This is a genomic window from Streptomyces sirii (assembly GCF_045690365.1).
Taxonomy (GTDB): Bacteria; Actinomycetota; Actinomycetes; order Streptomycetales; family Streptomycetaceae; genus Streptomyces; species Streptomyces sirii.
Genome location: NZ_CP147982.1, coordinates 338063 through 353445, shown reverse-complemented (window position 1 = coordinate 353445; position 15383 = coordinate 338063). Strand labels below are relative to the sequence as shown.

The 15383-nt window shown below is 70.1% G+C and carries 8 protein-coding genes and 1 pseudogene; 5 read left to right on the top strand and 4 right to left on the bottom strand.

Annotated elements, in window-relative coordinates:
• Positions 1-613: 613 nt before the first annotated feature.
• Entirely contained in the window at positions 614-865 is a 252-nt protein-coding gene (locus tag WAB15_RS01650) for a hypothetical protein (protein WP_399150304.1), read from the top strand.
• Positions 862-1875 carry a RimK family alpha-L-glutamate ligase gene (locus tag WAB15_RS01645; RefSeq protein WP_399150303.1) on the top strand — a complete coding sequence of 338 codons (1014 nt, stop codon included), beginning with the start codon at positions 862-864 and terminating at the stop codon, positions 1873-1875. The genes WAB15_RS01650 and WAB15_RS01645 overlap by 4 nt, the downstream gene beginning before the upstream one ends.
• Here WAB15_RS01645 and WAB15_RS01640 read toward each other — a convergent pair.
• Positions 1842-2531 carry a hypothetical protein gene (locus WAB15_RS01640; protein WP_407285000.1) on the bottom strand — a complete coding sequence of 230 codons (690 nt, stop codon included), beginning with the start codon at positions 2529-2531 and terminating at the stop codon, positions 1842-1844. The genes WAB15_RS01645 and WAB15_RS01640 overlap by 34 nt on opposite strands.
• Before the next feature lie 312 nt (positions 2532-2843).
• On the opposite strand from WAB15_RS01640, the gene WAB15_RS01635 reads away from it, so the two are divergent.
• A complete protein-coding gene (locus WAB15_RS01635; protein ID WP_407284999.1) occupies positions 2844-4202 on the top strand; it encodes an MFS transporter in 1359 nt (452 codons plus the stop codon).
• Positions 4203-4580: 378 nt separating this feature from the next.
• Positions 4581-5339, top strand: a complete 759-nt coding sequence (locus WAB15_RS01630; protein ID WP_407284998.1) for an alpha/beta hydrolase — start codon at positions 4581-4583, stop codon at positions 5337-5339.
• 387 nt (positions 5340-5726) lie between these two features.
• Here the strand turns inward: WAB15_RS01630 and WAB15_RS01625 are convergent, their stop codons facing one another.
• The 3 genes and pseudogenes from WAB15_RS01625 to WAB15_RS01615 all read right to left on the bottom strand — a co-directional run bounded on the left by WAB15_RS01625 (position 5727) and on the right by WAB15_RS01615 (position 7325).
• Complete coding sequence (locus WAB15_RS01625) at positions 5727-6260, bottom strand: GNAT family N-acetyltransferase (protein ID WP_407284997.1); 534 nt, start codon at positions 6258-6260, stop codon at positions 5727-5729.
• A 133-nt stretch (positions 6261-6393) separates the two neighbouring features.
• Positions 6394-6516 (bottom strand): annotated as a pseudogene (locus WAB15_RS01620) (IS5/IS1182 family transposase); the annotation flags it as partial.
• A 308-nt stretch (positions 6517-6824) separates the two neighbouring features.
• Positions 6825-7325 (bottom strand): DUF402 domain-containing protein, encoded by a 501-nt coding sequence (locus WAB15_RS01615; protein WP_407284996.1) that lies wholly within the window; start codon positions 7323-7325, stop codon positions 6825-6827.
• 229 nt (positions 7326-7554) lie between these two features.
• Here WAB15_RS01615 and WAB15_RS01610 point away from each other — a divergent pair, with 229 nt between their 5' ends.
• Complete coding sequence (locus tag WAB15_RS01610) at positions 7555-15186, top strand: LamG-like jellyroll fold domain-containing protein (protein ID WP_407284995.1); 7632 nt, start codon at positions 7555-7557, stop codon at positions 15184-15186.
• Positions 15187-15383: the final 197 nt, after the last annotated feature.

Here is a 15383-nt window from a genome sequence, read left to right as displayed (position 1 = left end):
GGGCGCGTGCCTCTCCAGTGGGCTGAACAGTTGATCGGATATGTCCGTCCGGATTGGATCACGCCTATTCATCCGGTGCAATCCCACGCCTATTCATCCGTGCAATCCGCAGCCACCTGCGCCAACTCGCGATTGGCGCGGTCATCCCGCAGTCGTCCGACCGGATCGGCCACCGCCTGCGGCGAGGCCGCGAGGCGGGCACAAGCGAGTCCTCTCATACGTCGGAGTCGGCAAGCGCCGCGCTCATGCGCGGCATCGGAGCGATCGGCGGGAGCTGGCCGATTGATCGCGGGCGTCGACCTGAAGGTCGCGGCCCGCTTCCGTGAGCATCGCGACGCGGAAGTGATCACCAGCGTGCCCGGAACGGGCCGTTGCCGGGGGCGGAGTTCATTGCCTGCACCGGAGAGGAACGACGCATTCTCATGGTTGACCGAGAAACCTTCGATCACCGCCTCTCAAGCCGCGAACGCAGCGACCCGGGACGTTAGTTGAAGGATCTACCAGGCTACCGTCGGCCGGATGCAGCCCCGAAACAGCAGTGGTTCAGTAGAAGGAGAAGGAATCCAGAATCGAGACTCGGGGGCGAGAGAGACGATCGAGGGAGGCCGAGACCATGAACGGCTTCAAGCTTGGCGAGCCCCTGGACCAGAAGCAGGATGACTTCACCAGCACCGCCCCGCCGGTGGTGTTCAGCACCCAGGCGACCGGCTTCGTAGAGCTGAAGACACCGCAGGAGCTGCAGGCCTGGGAGGAAGCCCTTCGGACCACCACCGGTCTGGAGATCTCCGCCGCGAACCTGGAAGGCCATGCCTGCGAGACGGGGTGTGGGCCACACTGCTGCTCCGACATGTGCGACGCGGCATGATCCTGGCCCTGTCCTTCCACGACGACCTGCACGCCATCGCGGTGCAGCACGCAGTGCGCGCCCGCGGTGAGGAGTTCCACATCCTGGAGTGCGACGCGGTGAGCGGCAGACCGGGCCTCACCTGGCACCTGTCCGGGACGACGGACGACTCCGGCGCCTCGGCGGCGGTGCCGACGTCGGAGGGCCGGACGGTGCCCCCCGCGCAGGCGGAGCTGCTGTGGTGGCGCCGCGCGCGGGCGGACCAGCAGCTCACCATGTCCGCCGCCGCGTCGGACGGCGCGGGACTCGGCGCGCAGCAGATCAGCTTGGTCAACAACGACTGCCGCGGAGCGCTGGCGGGCATCCTCGCCGCCTCGTTCCACGGCGAGTGGATCTCGCCGCCGGAGGCGACCGACCGGGCCTCGGACAAGGTCTACCAGCTGTGGGTAGCCCGGCAGGCCGGCTTCCGGGTGCCGCGGACGCTGATCACGCAATCACGTGACGAGGTGGTGGACTTCACCCGCGAGGTCGGGCGGGTCATCGTCAAGCCCGTCGTGGGCGCGCGGGGCCCGTCCCTGTACACCCGGTGGATCGAAGACCCACAGAAGCTGCCCGCGGAGTCCTTCGCGGTGTGCCCGGCGACGTACCAGGAGTACGTTCCGGGCCGGCACCACATCCGGCTCAACTGCTTCGGCGAGCGCATGTTCGCGGCGCTGATCGAGACAGAGGAACTGGACTGGCGCCCCGACCTCAATGTCCCGATCACGCGGTGGCCGGTTCCCCAGGACCTGGCTCGGCGGGTCCGTACGGTGCTCGACCGGCTCGGGCTGCCCATGGGTGTGATCGACCTCAAGCTCACACCGGGAGGTGAACCCGTCTGGCTGGAGGTCAACCCACAGGGGCAGTTCCTGTTCCTGGAACCGCTCACCGGCGAGCCGCTGACCGAGCACTTCGCCGACTATCTGATCACGGCGGACGCCGCCGCTAGGAGTTGTCGTCAAAGTGTCGCGCCCACATCAGGAGCGATTTGAGGGTGACGGCTGCTTCGTGGGTCTGATCTTGTCGTACCTGGTCGGACCGCTCGGCGATGTGTGATGTCGTCCAGGTCGAGCCCACATGCCTCGCTCACCCGCAGGCCGACCTGGGACATCAGCTTCGAGGCTGTGTAGTTCCGGGCAGTGGGGGCGAACTTCCGGCAGGTGGCCAGCTCGCCGCCCCAGCCGGTGAACAACGTCCCGATCCCCGGCTCACTCGGCGGGATCCGCAGCTCGGCGCCCTTGCCCCGCGCGGCCGGTTCATCTCGTCGATCGGGCACTCGACCGCCCAGCCGGCCCTCCGGTGGATTTCCACCTTGTGCCGCAGCTCCAGGAAGCATGAAGTACGTGCTCGACGCCTGCGACCGGCCCAGCCGGGTGCCGCTGGGCGAGTGCCGCAGCACCTTCCCGAAGTACACGTCCGCGTCAGCGGGCTCCATGTTCCACAAGGGCCGGCCGAACCAGGTCCTGATCTGATCCAGGTGACAGACGTCCCCGCGGATGGTGCCGTCCGCCAGCCCTGCTGAGGCCCGTGCCAGGACGAACCCGGACAGCACATCGGTCTCGAACCGCTCCAGCTCCTCAGCCGACGCGAGCGCCCAGTGCTCACGCAGATCCCGTACGACCGCCAGCGCCGCCAACCCGAGCCTCATCACCTTCGACCCGACTGCGAATCGGTCGGGCGAGCTGAGAACGCTTCAGAATCCCGAAGTTACGTCACAAGCCGGCAGAGCACACGAAGGAGGAAGAACGCCCTGGCCATGGGACCAGAGACTCAGCGGGGCTCAGGGGAACGCGCGGGATGACGCACAATCCCTCGGGACTACTGACTTCCCCTGGTGCCCGCTGCTACGTTGAGCCTCATGTTCCTCCTCTTGGCATAGGCACGCCCAGGCCCGCGAACCGCACACAGCGCTCGCGACACTTCGGCGTCCCTCCTTCCGCCTCGACCGAGGAACTTTCCCATGTCTGCGCCTGCTCAAGGGCGGCCCTCGTATGCCGCCGTACTGCGCCTTCCGTACGCCCGACGCACCTTCGGTGCCGCCCTGCTCGGGCGGCTCTCGTACGGGATGGTCGCCCTCTCCGTGATGCTGGCGGTGACCCGGGCCACCGGCTCGTATGCCGTCGCCGGCACGATCATGGCGCTGTTCGGTGCCACCAGTGTCTTCCTGTCCCCGGTACGGGCGGCCCTTGTCGACCGCCACGGGCCACGCCCCGCGCTCCTGCCGATGGCCCTGCTCTACGCGGGCCTCCTGGGCGCCCTCGCGGCGGCCTCCTGGCGGCCCGGCGCCCCCGCCTTCCTGCTGGGCGCCATCGCCGCCACCGCGGGCGCCGCGACGCCTCCGCTCGGCCCCTCGATGCGGGCCATCTGGCGTGAACTCGCCGATGAACAGCCACTGTTGCAGCGCGCGTACAGCCTGGACGGCGTCGCGGAGGAGATGCTGTTCGTCTCCGGTCCGCTGCTGGTCGGCGCGCTGGTGCAGATCGCGCCCCCGGCGGCCGGGGTTGTAGCGAGTGCGCTGCTCGTGGGGGTCGGGTCCTGCGCATTCGTCATGTCGCCAGCCGTGCGGGACATACGGCCGACTGCCGTTGCCAAGGCGGCGGCACGCTCCAAGACGCGGCTGCAGGGGGCGCGGGCGCTGCTGACGCCGGTCGTGGTGGCGGCCGGGGTCGGGCTGTCCCTGGGCGCCATGGATCTGCTGGTCCTCGCCTTCGCGGCGGCGCGGCATCACGGGGACGACGTGGTCGCTTGGGTACTCGCGGCCCTCTCGGCGGGCAGCGCCGTCGGCGGGCTCCTGAACGGTGCCGTCAGCTGGCGCACCGGGGCCCGGGTACGACTGCCGCTGCTGGCCGCCGGCCTCGGTCTCGCCCTGGCCGCCGCGGGGCTCGCGCCGGGCGTGGGGGCGCTGACCGTGGCGGTGGCGTGTGCGGGATTCTTTGTGGCCCCGGCGCTCACCACGGCGTATCTGCTGGCCGACGAGGTGGCACCACCGGGGCGCCGCACCCAGGCGGGCGCCTGGGTCAACACGGCGGTGAACGCAGGGATTTCGGGCGGCACGGCGGCGGCCGGTCTGCTAGCGGCACGGCTGCCGCTCGGGGTGTGCTTCGCGCTCGCGGGCGGCGTGACTCTGCTCGCGGCCCTGGCCTGCGCCGGGAGGAAGCCGAAGGCAGCCGGCCTGCCCCTCGGTGAAGGGTCTCCCTTCAGCCAAGAGCCTGCCCTCAACGAAGAATCTCGCGCACCCTCCGCAGCCCCGCCCGGCTCACCGAGTACCAGGCCGAAGGCCCCCGCTGCGCACGCTCCAGGATTCCCGCCTCGGCGATGAACGTCGGATGGTGGCTGGCTGTCGGCTGCCGGAAGCCCAGCCATTCGGCAGTGGCTTTGTTCACGGGAACCGACAGCACCTGTACACGAGTTTGGGAGGCGTCGGCGGTGCGTAGTGTTCGATGTTCATGAGAAACGACAGCGCCAGTGCACCCCACTTCCCGAGTGGCGGCTCTGCGGCGGCGCCATGGAGACTCCGCAAAAACCCTTTGGCGGACGAGGGCGACCACTGCTACGTTTCCGAAGGCCGTGCGAGACATCGAGGAGGTGGTACCCGTGAACGCAGTATCGACATGGGTGCTCCCCTCCGGGGTCACGGTCGGGCGATAGACAGGTCGTCCGGGAGCGCCGTTCCAGTGCACTCCCGAAAGGCACGACCATGCATTTCACTTCCGAGCAGCGCCTCGACCACGGCGTCCTCGAACGCGAATTCACCCTCGGTGAGATCCCCGGCATCCTGTGGACACCCGCATCGGCATCCGCATCCGCACCGGCATCCGCATCCGCACCGGCGCCGCTGATCCTGCTCAGCCCCCCTCCCCTCGGGCTGCGCAAGACGTACCCCCGACTGGTGGCCCGAGCCCGACACGCCGCGGCGGACGGCTTCGCCACAGCCACCATCGAACTCCCCGGAAGCGGCGACCGGCCCCGTTGGCCCGCCGCCGAGCAGGCCCTCGCCGACCTGCGCCGGGCGATGGAGGCCGGCGAGCCGGTCACCGACGAGATCATCGACGCCCTCATCCTCCCCCTGGTCGACAAGGCGGTCCCGGAATGGCAGGCCGCCCTGGACGCCCTCCTTTCGCTGCCCGAGGTCGGCGGCCCGGTCGGGTACTCGGGGGGAGTGATCTCCATCGGGACCCGGCTGGCGGTGGTCGAGCCGCGCATCTCGGCCGCCGTTCTGTTCGCCGGGAGTTTCGTCCCTCGCGCCATGTTCGAGGAGGCCCGCCAGGTCACCATTCCGCTGCACGTCCTGCTGCAGTGGGACGACGAAGGCAACGACCGGCAGGCCGCCCTGGACCTGTTCGACGCCTTCGGCTCCAAGGAGAAGACGCTGCACGCCAACATGGGCGGGCACACCGGCGTCCCGCAGCACGCGGGGGACGCCGCGGCCCAGTTCTTCACCCGACACCTGAAGTGACGCCGGGCCGTCAGGCCGGCAGCAGACGGGCCGATGTCGGCCGGCGCCGCTTATCGAAGACAGGTACCGGCGCTCCGCAGCTCTCTACACCGTGGATGAGCGCCCTGGCCGGCACGATTGCCTCCGACTGATCGGCCAGAAGTCTGTCTGAGGCGTGGGCCCAGGTTCGCGGTCCATGGGTGGGGAATCTCAGCGAGCAGGTCTGTCCCGCCCCCGAGCACCGGGGGCGGGGAGATTCAAGGCCCTGGGCGCAGTCCCGTGAAGGCGCAGGTCACGATGAGAGAGCAGTGCTTTTCGTCTCGGCGTCCTACTCCGTGGCGACCAATGCGGTCGCGGACGTATGGACGGGAGTCGGCCGTCTCGTGATGGTCCGACGGCTCGGCTGGTTCATGCCTGGTACTCGGTGAGGTCGATGGTGTGAACACGCAGCGGAAAGCCGTACACCGGGTGGGCCATCTCGCGCTCCAGGACCATGCCGAGCTTGCGGATGACGTTCTCGGAGGCATCGTCCCCCACTCGACTGATGCTGATGACGTGGTCGAGACCACGGTCCTGGAGCGCGAACTCCAGCGTGGCCTGGGCGGCTTCGGACGCGTATCCCTGGCCCCAGAACTGTGAGCCGAGCCGCCAGCTGATCGCCACGGCGGGCCCCACCTCCGACAGGAACTCAGGCACGTGCAGCCCCGTGAAACCGGCCAGTTCCCCCGAGGCCAGCAGTTCGACGGCGAAGAGCCCGAAGCCCTCCTCTTCCCACTCCTCCTCCCATCGCTCGATGGCCTCTGCCGTGTGGTCCAGGTCGCGCACCGAGCCGTCGTCGATCCAGCGCATGACCCGAGGGTCTGCGTTGATGTCGGCCATGGGCACGATGTCGTCGTCATGCCAGCGACGGAGCAGGAGGCGGGGGGTGCGGATCTCAGTCATGGTGACCATCCTGCCGAAGGCAAGGGACTCGTCGGTAATCGGCACTCGCTGTGCTGCCGCTCCCGCGCCACGGCCGTACGGCATGTCCGATAGATCCTCTCTGGCCCGCGCCGAGCAGCGGGGCGCTACCGCCGTCTTCCTCCTGGCCGCGCAGGAGGGGGCGTCCGGCACTTCTGCGGTGCGGGACGATCAGTCCGGTGTCGAGGTATGCGCCGTCCGCGATGACCGTCGTGCCGGCTGCTATGGCGGGAAGGTCCAGCGGATCCAGACGTCGGATTACCCGGCAGACGGCGGCCGCAGAGACCCCCGCATCACCACGCACACACCAACGGAGAGGGCTTCCCGACCCGGTACCTCATCAACAACCGCCTCCAGGTCATCAGGGTCACTGACGCCCTCGGGAACACCACCCGCACCACCTACGACACCGACGACCGGCCCCTGCAGATCACCGACCCCCTCGGCAACACCACACACCGAAATGCCTGAAGGTCCACCCGGAGACGGTGCGTTACCGCATGCGGCAGCTTGAGGTCACAGAACAGCCGGTCGCCTCGAACGTGATCAGCCGAGCAGCTCTGCAAAGCCTCCTGCCCTGGCAAAGGTCTCCAACTCGTCCATGGCTCGCCGGGCCATGGATGCCGCAACCGGATCGTGGCTCTCGATGCCGCTCGCCGCGAACTCCTCCTCGTCCAGACGCAGGACGGTCGTTCCATCGGCAGAGAGCCACAGGTCGAGCTCGAGGTCCTCGATGACTATGCCGTCCGACCTGATACCTGCCGGGCGGGCGGCATCGCAGTACCAGCCCTTGAGCGTGCCGTCGGCGGCCCGTACCTCCTTGACGGCATACCAGCGGTCGCGCCAGTAGTGCTCGGTGAACACATCACCCGGCTCGAACCGTACGAACCCGAAGTCACGGACCGTCGTCCTTCCCCATGGGGCGCGCACGACGGCGTGGGTACCGTCATCGCTCGCGACGACCGCCGGGTAGCGCAGCTTGGTGCTCCCGGCCTTCACCAACTGGACGGTCACTCCCTGGCCTGCGGTGAAAGTGCCCCTGCTCATGATGTCTCCCCACTCCGCTGCTTCGTCCGGCGAACCTCGACACCGTCTCCCGGAGAAGGAGCGTCGGGCCAGTGATTTGTTGAGGATCCACTGGTGGCATGGCCAAATGCACTCCTTGACGCTGACGAGGCCGCGGTAAATCGTGTGATCGCTGCGCTCACCAGGGGGAGCGACGCAGGTCAGCGAGGGTTTTCTCGCCCGAACATTCTTTCAAGGAGACGTCTTGTCCTTGTCCGGCGAACAGCATCTGCTCAAGGTCTACAGCGACCGCACCTACCTGCACACCACCACAGTGCGGCACCAGGGAACCACCGTGGCGTTGGCCATGGACGACCAACGGCGCCTGGTCTACACGGTTCTCGACCTGACGCGCCATGACGAGGCCAAGGGCGAACTGGACGCCGCGTACTGGTCGGAGAACCCCCTTCCGCTCCCCTTCCCGTCCGAGATCACCGATGTGGGCTTCGCGGCGGCCGGCGCGACCGTGCTGCCGGTGGTCAAGAGGGGCGGCAGGGTCGAGGCGGCGCCGGACGAGCGGCTGGGCGAGGACGAGGTGGACCCGTTCTTATCCACCACGGCCAGGCTCACCGCGTCGGCCCCCTTCCACGCCCTGTCCGACGGCACCCACATTGTGGTGCTGCGCCAGTCCGTCGCCGCGGACCACCCGGACGCCGCGCACCGGCTGTCCGGCGGGGGATCGTCCGGCGAACCGGAGCGTGCGGACTACGTCAGGGACCGCGACGGTGCGAAGGTCCCGCTGGCCGCCGACACCCTGCTGTGCGACCGGTTCCTGCTGGTCGGCGGCGAGTTGAAGCCGGTTCTGGAGGCCCGCTACCGGCGCAGCCGGCACAAGGATCGCCCGGATTCGGCCAAGGACAGCCTGGGGACCACGGACATGGAGGGGCGTCCCTTCCGTGAGCCGACGCAGAAGCTGTCGTTCGTCCGCGGCCTCTCCGGCGGCCGCTTCACCACGCTGCTCGTCCCCACCGCCGTACAGGGACAGCAGCGGTGGCAGGTCTTCGCGCACAACGATGCCACCGGCCGGATCGACTCCTTCAATGTCGAGCAGGGCCGGGACGGTCTGTTCAACCTCCAGGGCACCCAGGCGTGGACCAGCCCCGACCCGGCCCACCGCGACGCCGTCTACGAACGCGCCCCGGGCACCTGCCCGTTCACCGGGCGGCCACTGGTCCCCGTGGTGAGCACCGAGGGCCACGCCGAGACCGCGCTCTCCTTCGGCGAGGGCGACGCCCATGTCCGGGTCGCCGACGGGCCGGAGCTCGCCGGCCGTGACTTCACCGTCGAGTTCTGGGCGCGGCGTACGGAGACCGGACGTGAGGAGTACCTCGTAGGGCACGGCGACGCCGCCGGCAGTCCCCGCAACTCCCTGCACATCGGCTTCCGGGAGGACAACCGCTTCACCTTCGCCTTCTACGCCGACGACTTCAGCACCGACGTACGGACCGAGGACACCGGCTGGCACCACTGGGCCTGCGTCTTCGAGCACGCGACGCGCCGGCAGACCGTCTACCGGGACGGTGAGGACGTGGGCACCCGGACCGCGGACGGCCCGTACGGCGGAGCCGGCCCGCTGCTGCTGGGCAAGGCCCTCTGGTTCGCCGGTGCCGGCGCCGAGCTGGACGAGGTACGGATCTGGGACCGCGCCCGTACCACCGAGGAGCTCAGGCACGACAAGGGCGTCCGCCTCATCGGCAACGATCCCGGCCTGGTGGCGTACTACCGCTTCGACGAGGGCTCCGGCTCCCGCCTGCACGACCAGACCGACCACGCCCGCCACGGCGAACTCGTCGGCGGCCCCACATGGGTGACGTCCGAAGCCCCCATCGGCGACCACCCGGGCGTGCGCCGGGACAGCTTCGCCGTCGTCGGCCGGAAGGCCGTCTCCGGGCTCTCCGCCGTCCTCTACCACCAGCAGGAGGAGACCAGCACGGGCTACGACCGGCAGCCCAAACCCGCCAAACGCCAGGCCCGCGTCCTGCTCTCGTACGCGACGTCCGGCCCCGACCCGAAGACCGGCGCGGACACCGAGGAGCCGTACCTGGCGACGGTCGACTTCGGGGTGGGGCGCGACGGGCGGCTCGCACAGATCCCGGACGAGCTGACGCTGCCCGTGCTCGCCACCCCCGACGGCAGCGCCGACGTCGAGACGATCAGCGAGCTGGACGGCCGGATCCGGCAGCTGGTCCAGGACATCGCGGCCAAGGAGACCGAGGTCGCCGACCTCACCCGGCAGACCGCCGACGTGCCCGAGCTGGAGCGCCTGCGCGAGGCGTACCACAACAGGTCGCAGGACATCACCGGCTGGGCGTGCCGGCTGCGCTTCAAGAACCCCCGGGACGGGCAGACCCAGTACCTCGCCGTGCAGGGCGACCGGTCCGGTGACGAGACGCCGCTGATCCGGACCTCCGACAAGGACGCCGAGTCGGCGCTGTGGGCCGTCGTGATGCCGCCGGGCTCCTCCTGGAACGGCTCCATGCTCTACCACCTGCAGAATCTGCACACCGGCAAGGACATGAACGTTTCCGGCGAGAGCCAGGACAACGACGGCCCCCTGATCGTGTACCGGCGGCTGTCCGGCCACTGGAACACCCTCTTCGGCATCTACGACCGCAGCGACGGCTACAGCACGCTGGTCAACCGGTACAGCGAGAAGGCGGTCTGCGCCCCCGACCGGCTCGGTGACCGCGTCGTCCAGTACGACACCGCCCCGGTCACCGAATCCGGCGAGGGGCTGATCGCCTTCGAGCGGGTCGCCCTCCACGACCTCGGCCATCCCGACATCCGCGACGCGGGCAAGCGCGTGGAGGCACTCGACCGGCAGCTCGCCGAGCTCCGCTCGAAGGGCGAGCTGCTGGCGCGGCGCCGGCTCGAGATCGCCGCCCACCAGAGCGAACTGACGGCCAAGCGCGACGAGCTCGCCCGGCTCACCGGCGGCCTCAAAGGCGCCGACGACATCGCGCTGCCCGTCCCGCAACTCTTCCTCGACCGCACCGGTCTGAGCTGCTCCGGCGCCCTGCTGGCCTTCGCCCGATCGGCCGACCGACCGCACCTGCTGGACAGCGCCACCGGAAACGTCGTGCTGTACTTCCGCGGCACCGACGGGCAGTTCTTCGCCGCCTACTACGACACCTCGGTCGTCCGCTCCACCAGCCGGCTGACGGCGGACGACGGCGCGGCGGTCACCTTCACCGCCAAGGATGCCGGCACCGGCTTGGCGGCGGTACGGATCCGGGTCACGGCGGGTGACGGGCCCGGGCTGTGCGACCTCACCGTCGAGCGCGGCGAGGAGAGCGAGACCTGGAAGCGGCTGCCGCGCCGGGCCGCCGACTTCTCAGCGATCGTCAACGGGGTGCCGGACCAGCCTGTTCCGGTGGGTGCGGTGCGGTCCTTCGACGCGACCACCAGACTGCTGTCCGGGGGCCGGGCCGGCGATGTCGTCGGCGGTGTCCTCCGGCTGGCCGAAGCCCTCCCGTTCGCGCTGCCCGCCGGTACTCCCGTCACCGTCGGCGGTCATCTCTACCTCACGGAGGCCGACCACGCGCCCGGCGTCACCTCGCTCCGGCTCGACGGCGGTGAGGGCGGGCCCGAGCCGCAGCCCGGCGAGGTGGTCCAGCGGTTGCGCTACGACCACCGCTGTGCCTCCGCCGGCCGTCCCGGCGTCCCGCTCTCCGCGGGCTCCCGGCTGGTACTCGCCGAACCCGGAGCGGCAGAAGAGGTCCCGCTCGGGGAGGTACCGGACGTGGTCGCCGCGTACGGTTGCCGATGGCGGGCGGACAACCCGGGCCGGGCGTACTCCTTCGACGGCCAGGCGAACGTCGTCACCCTGCCCGAGCAGCAGCTGGACCGGGCGGCGGTGACCTGTGATCTGACCCTGGAGGCGTGGATCAACCCCGAGCAGGTGTCCGGGGCCGCCAGGATCGTCCACGCCGGTACCGGCGAGGTCCCGTACACGCTGGGCCTGCTCGCCCCGACCGCCCCCGACGTGCCCGCCCTGGCCTTCGACGGCAAGAGCGGCGTGGCCATGACCGAGAGCGGCTTCAGCCTTGCCGACCAGTCCTTCACGGTGGAGTTCTGGGCGCGCCGAACGACGAAGTGGGACGGCAAGGTGCAGTACGTCATCGGCCACGGGACGTCGCACGGCAGCACCAGGGGCGCCCTGCACATCGGTTTCACCGAGACCAGCGCCTTCCGGTTCGGCTTCTACGGTGACGACGTCACCACCAACTACGGGTACGACGACACCGACTGGCACCACTGGGCCTGCGCCTTCGACGCGGCCACCCGGGAGCAGGTGGTCTACCGGGACGGCGTCGAGGAGGCCAGGCGCGTCGCGTCCGGCACCTACCAGGGAGACGGCCTCTTCAGCTTCGGCAGCCACTTCGCCGGGTGGGTGGACTACTACGCCCACGTGGAGATGGACGAGGTCCGGCTCTGGGGCACCGCCCGTAGCGCGGCGGAGGTCCGGGAGCTGAAGAACCGGCGGCTGTCCGGCGAGGAGTCCGGACTGATGGGCTACTGGCCCTGCGCCGAGCCGCTCGACCGGGTGAACGACAAGCCGGGCGTCCTGGACCGCTCCGGACGGAACCGGCACGTCTACCTGCGCGGCGGCGTCACCACCGCGACCGCGCCCGCCGCGCTCGAACGGACCGCGGAGACCGCGTACCGCATCGTCGCCGGAGCCGGTGACCGGCTGGTGGCCACCCGCGCCACCTTCTCCCCGCACGAGTGGACCCACCTCGCCGCCGCCTACGAGCAGTCGTGGGCCGTGGAGCTGTCCGACGGCGCGTACCTGGAGGTGCCCGACAACGACGCGCTCGACATCGCCGGCGACCTCACCGTCGAAGTGTTCTGCCGTGCTGAGGCCCTCGGCACGGTCCAGGGCCTGCTCTCCAAGGGCCGTGCGGCCGACGGCGCCGGCGGCAGCGTCCCGTACCGGCTGCTCGTAATGGCCGATGGGCGGCTGGAGTTCGGCTTCGAGGAGCCCGACGGCCGGCTCGTGCGCTTCACCTCCACCGAGGCCGTCCGCGCGGGGACGTCCCACCGCCTCGCCGTCGTCCGCAAGAGCGGCCGGTCGACGCAGGAACGCAAGGGCGACAAGGAGATCACCACCACGGGCGCCGACGGCAGGCCCGTCACCCGCACCGTCGAGTTCGTGGAGTCGGTCGGCCTCCAGGAGTGGCACGACATCCGCTTCTTCATCGACGGCCGCGAGGCCGGCACCGCCCGCTACGAGGGACCCGGCGCCAAGGGCAACTCCGGCACGCTCGACATCGGCCGGGCGCGCGAGGGGCTTCAGACCCACGCCTTCACGGGTGTGGTCTCCGAGATCCGGCTGTGGGGCGTCGCACGGGACGCCGCCCAGCTGGGCACGCCGGTATCGGCGCGCGACCACGGCCTGACCGCGCACTGGACGTGCGAGGAGAACGCGGGCAACACCGCCGCCGACACCACCGGCTCACACCCGGCCCGGCTGCGCGGCGCCCGCTGGACGCGCAACCCCGACCCGCGCGGCAGCACCTTCCGGCTCTATCGCAACGGCGTCTCCGTGGCCTGCGACCCGCTGGAGACCACCGACGCGGCGGACTTCGCCGACTACGGCGACCAGGCGCTCGCGCTGGGCGCACGGCTCAAGGACGGCCAGGCGACCCAGCCGTTCCACGGCGTGCTGGAGGAGGTGCGGATCTGGCGCACCGCCCGCACCCAGGAGCAGATCCTCGACAACCTCTTCACCCGCCTCAAGGGCGAGAAGGAAGACCTGATCGCCTACTGGTCCTTCGACCGCGCCTCCACCGACGAGGGCGCCGGTGTCGTACGGGACGAGGGCCTGCGCGGCAACGACCTGACGCTCCCGGCCGCGCCGGCCCGCCCCACGGCCGTACTGTCGACCGCGCCCGTCTCCAGCGACACCGCACAGGTCCGCTCGGCACTGGCCGCGATGCGCACCCCCTTCCACGAGGCGATCTCCGGCACCCCGGCCGTCGCCGAGTACGCGGATATGCAGTACACCGCCAAGGGCGAGGCCTTCGGCGTCCTCAAACGGGCCTACGGTTACCTGCGCGACGGCCGCTGGCATCTGGTCACCGGGTACAAGGTGGGCGACCTGGTCAGCGAGTGGGTCAGCCAGGTGCAGTTCGATCCGCAGCTCATCGGCTATGTCGAGGGCGCGCCGCCGGTGCCGTCCGAGAACCTCACCCCCAACACCATCGACCCCGAGCGGGCCACCTACGACGGCGTCGCGTCGGTGGAGTTCACACAGGCCGAAGAGGTGGTGCACTCGCTCTCCTCGGCCAAGGAGCGCAGCGTCGACGCGGCGTTCGGCTTCGCGCTGTCGAACGAGGTCGACGTCGACATGTGGATGATCGCCGCGCCACTGGGCTTCGGTGTCGCCAAGTCCATGGCCAAGGCGAAGATTTCGGCCGGTGTCCGCGGCACCCTGGAGTTCTCCAACAGCTGGGCCGAGGAGACCGCCGTCTCACAGGGCGAGAACACCACCCGCGCCATGAAGGTCGAGCTGGCCGGCAGCTGGGAGGACCCACTGCGGCCCCTCAACCCGGCACTCGGCCGCCGCTATGCGCCCGCCAACATGGGCTTCGCCCTCGTCCAGTCCCAGACCGCCGACGTCTTCGCGCTGCGCCTCGCCCACAACGGGGCCCTGGTCGCCTACCGGATCCAGCCCAACCCCGACATCCCCAAGGACTGGAACGTCATCCCCTTCCCCATCAACTCCCGCTACACCAAGCAGGGCACCCTCGACGGCGCGGTCGGCTACGACGAACGCGGCAAGGTCCTCGACCCCGACTACGCGGACGCCCGCGGCCGCGGCGAGTACAGCTACTACAAGCCCCGCGAGGCGTACGCGATCAAGCGCCGCATCCAGCGCGATCAGCAACGGCTGCGCAGCTACTACGAGTCCGTCTCCACCGAGACCCACACCCCCGACCCCACCGCGGAACGGGCCGGGCGCGTGCTGGGCACCGCGATCGGCGGCGACACCGCACCCGGCCACCACCGTGACACGGCCAAAAACACCACCGGCGACGGGTTCTCACGCCGTGACCTGGTCAACACCTATGTCTGGACGGCGGACGGCGGCTTCTTCGCCGAGACCACGGAGACCACGGACGTCGTGAGCGAGACGACCTCCGGTTCGTACGCGTTCTCCGGCTCGGTGGGCGCCTCGGTCGGCACCTCTTTTGAGGTCATGGGCGTGGGCATCAACGCCCAGCTCGACGCGTCCATCGGCGGTGGCATGACCACCACCCGGGCCCGCGGCAAGGAGGCCACCCGCTCCTTCGGGCTGGCCGTCCAGTGCGCGCCTTCGGGCAACCTCCAGCAGTACGACGCCCACCGCAAGCCCGTCTTCGACGCCGACGGGAAGCCGGTCAACGCCCCGGGCAAGGTGGACGCCTACCGGTTCCTCAGCTTCTACCTCGGGGAGGACACAGAGCACTTCGACACCTTCTTCCACAAGGTCGTCGACCCCACCTGGTTGGCCAACGCCACCGACCCCAACGCGGCCGCCCTGCGCCAGGCCCGCCAGACCGACCGCAAGCCGCCGTGCTGGCGCGTCATGCACCGTGTCACCTTCGTCAGCCGTCTGCTGCCCGCGGTACCCGCCGCCGACGCCGCACCGCTGGAACAGGCGATGCGCGGGCTCGACGTGGAGAGCAACTACGAACTGATCCGCCGCCTCGACCCGTACGTCAAAGCCGCGGCCACCGGCCTGCCGGAACTCTCCGCGGCCGTCCGCACGGCCCTCGACGCCCATCTGCCGGACCTGATCCCGCACGCGGAGACCGTGACCGGCTTCCTCGCGCAGTACTACGGCGTCGCGGACTGACCGCTCGCGGTGGTGCCGCACCGTCCCGGGTCCGGGGCGGTGCGGTGCGGTCGTGCGGAGGGGGATGCCTCGGGCTCTGGACGGTCGGGGGTGTGTCAGGGTCGGGGCGGATTTCCCAGTAGGGCCGACGCTGCCTCCAGGGGGGTTATTGTCCTGCACCTCGGTCTTGACCAGCTCGAAGGGGAATCGGGCGATGA

Coding starts and splice junctions, on each gene's coding strand:
- WAB15_RS01640 (WP_407285000.1), bottom strand. CDS start 2,531: ATGAGGCTCGGGTTGGCGGCGCTGGCGGTCGTACGGGATCTGCGTGAG.
- WAB15_RS01645 (WP_399150303.1), top strand. CDS start 862: ATGATCCTGGCCCTGTCCTTCCACGACGACCTGCACGCCATCGCGGTG.
- WAB15_RS01615 (WP_407284996.1), bottom strand. CDS start 7,325: ATGAGCAGGGGCACTTTCACCGCAGGCCAGGGAGTGACCGTCCAGTTG.
- WAB15_RS01635 (WP_407284999.1), top strand. CDS start 2,844: ATGTCTGCGCCTGCTCAAGGGCGGCCCTCGTATGCCGCCGTACTGCGC.
- WAB15_RS01625 (WP_407284997.1), bottom strand. CDS start 6,260: ATGACTGAGATCCGCACCCCCCGCCTCCTGCTCCGTCGCTGGCATGAC.
- WAB15_RS01630 (WP_407284998.1), top strand. CDS start 4,581: ATGCATTTCACTTCCGAGCAGCGCCTCGACCACGGCGTCCTCGAACGC.
- WAB15_RS01650 (WP_399150304.1), top strand. CDS start 614: ATGAACGGCTTCAAGCTTGGCGAGCCCCTGGACCAGAAGCAGGATGAC.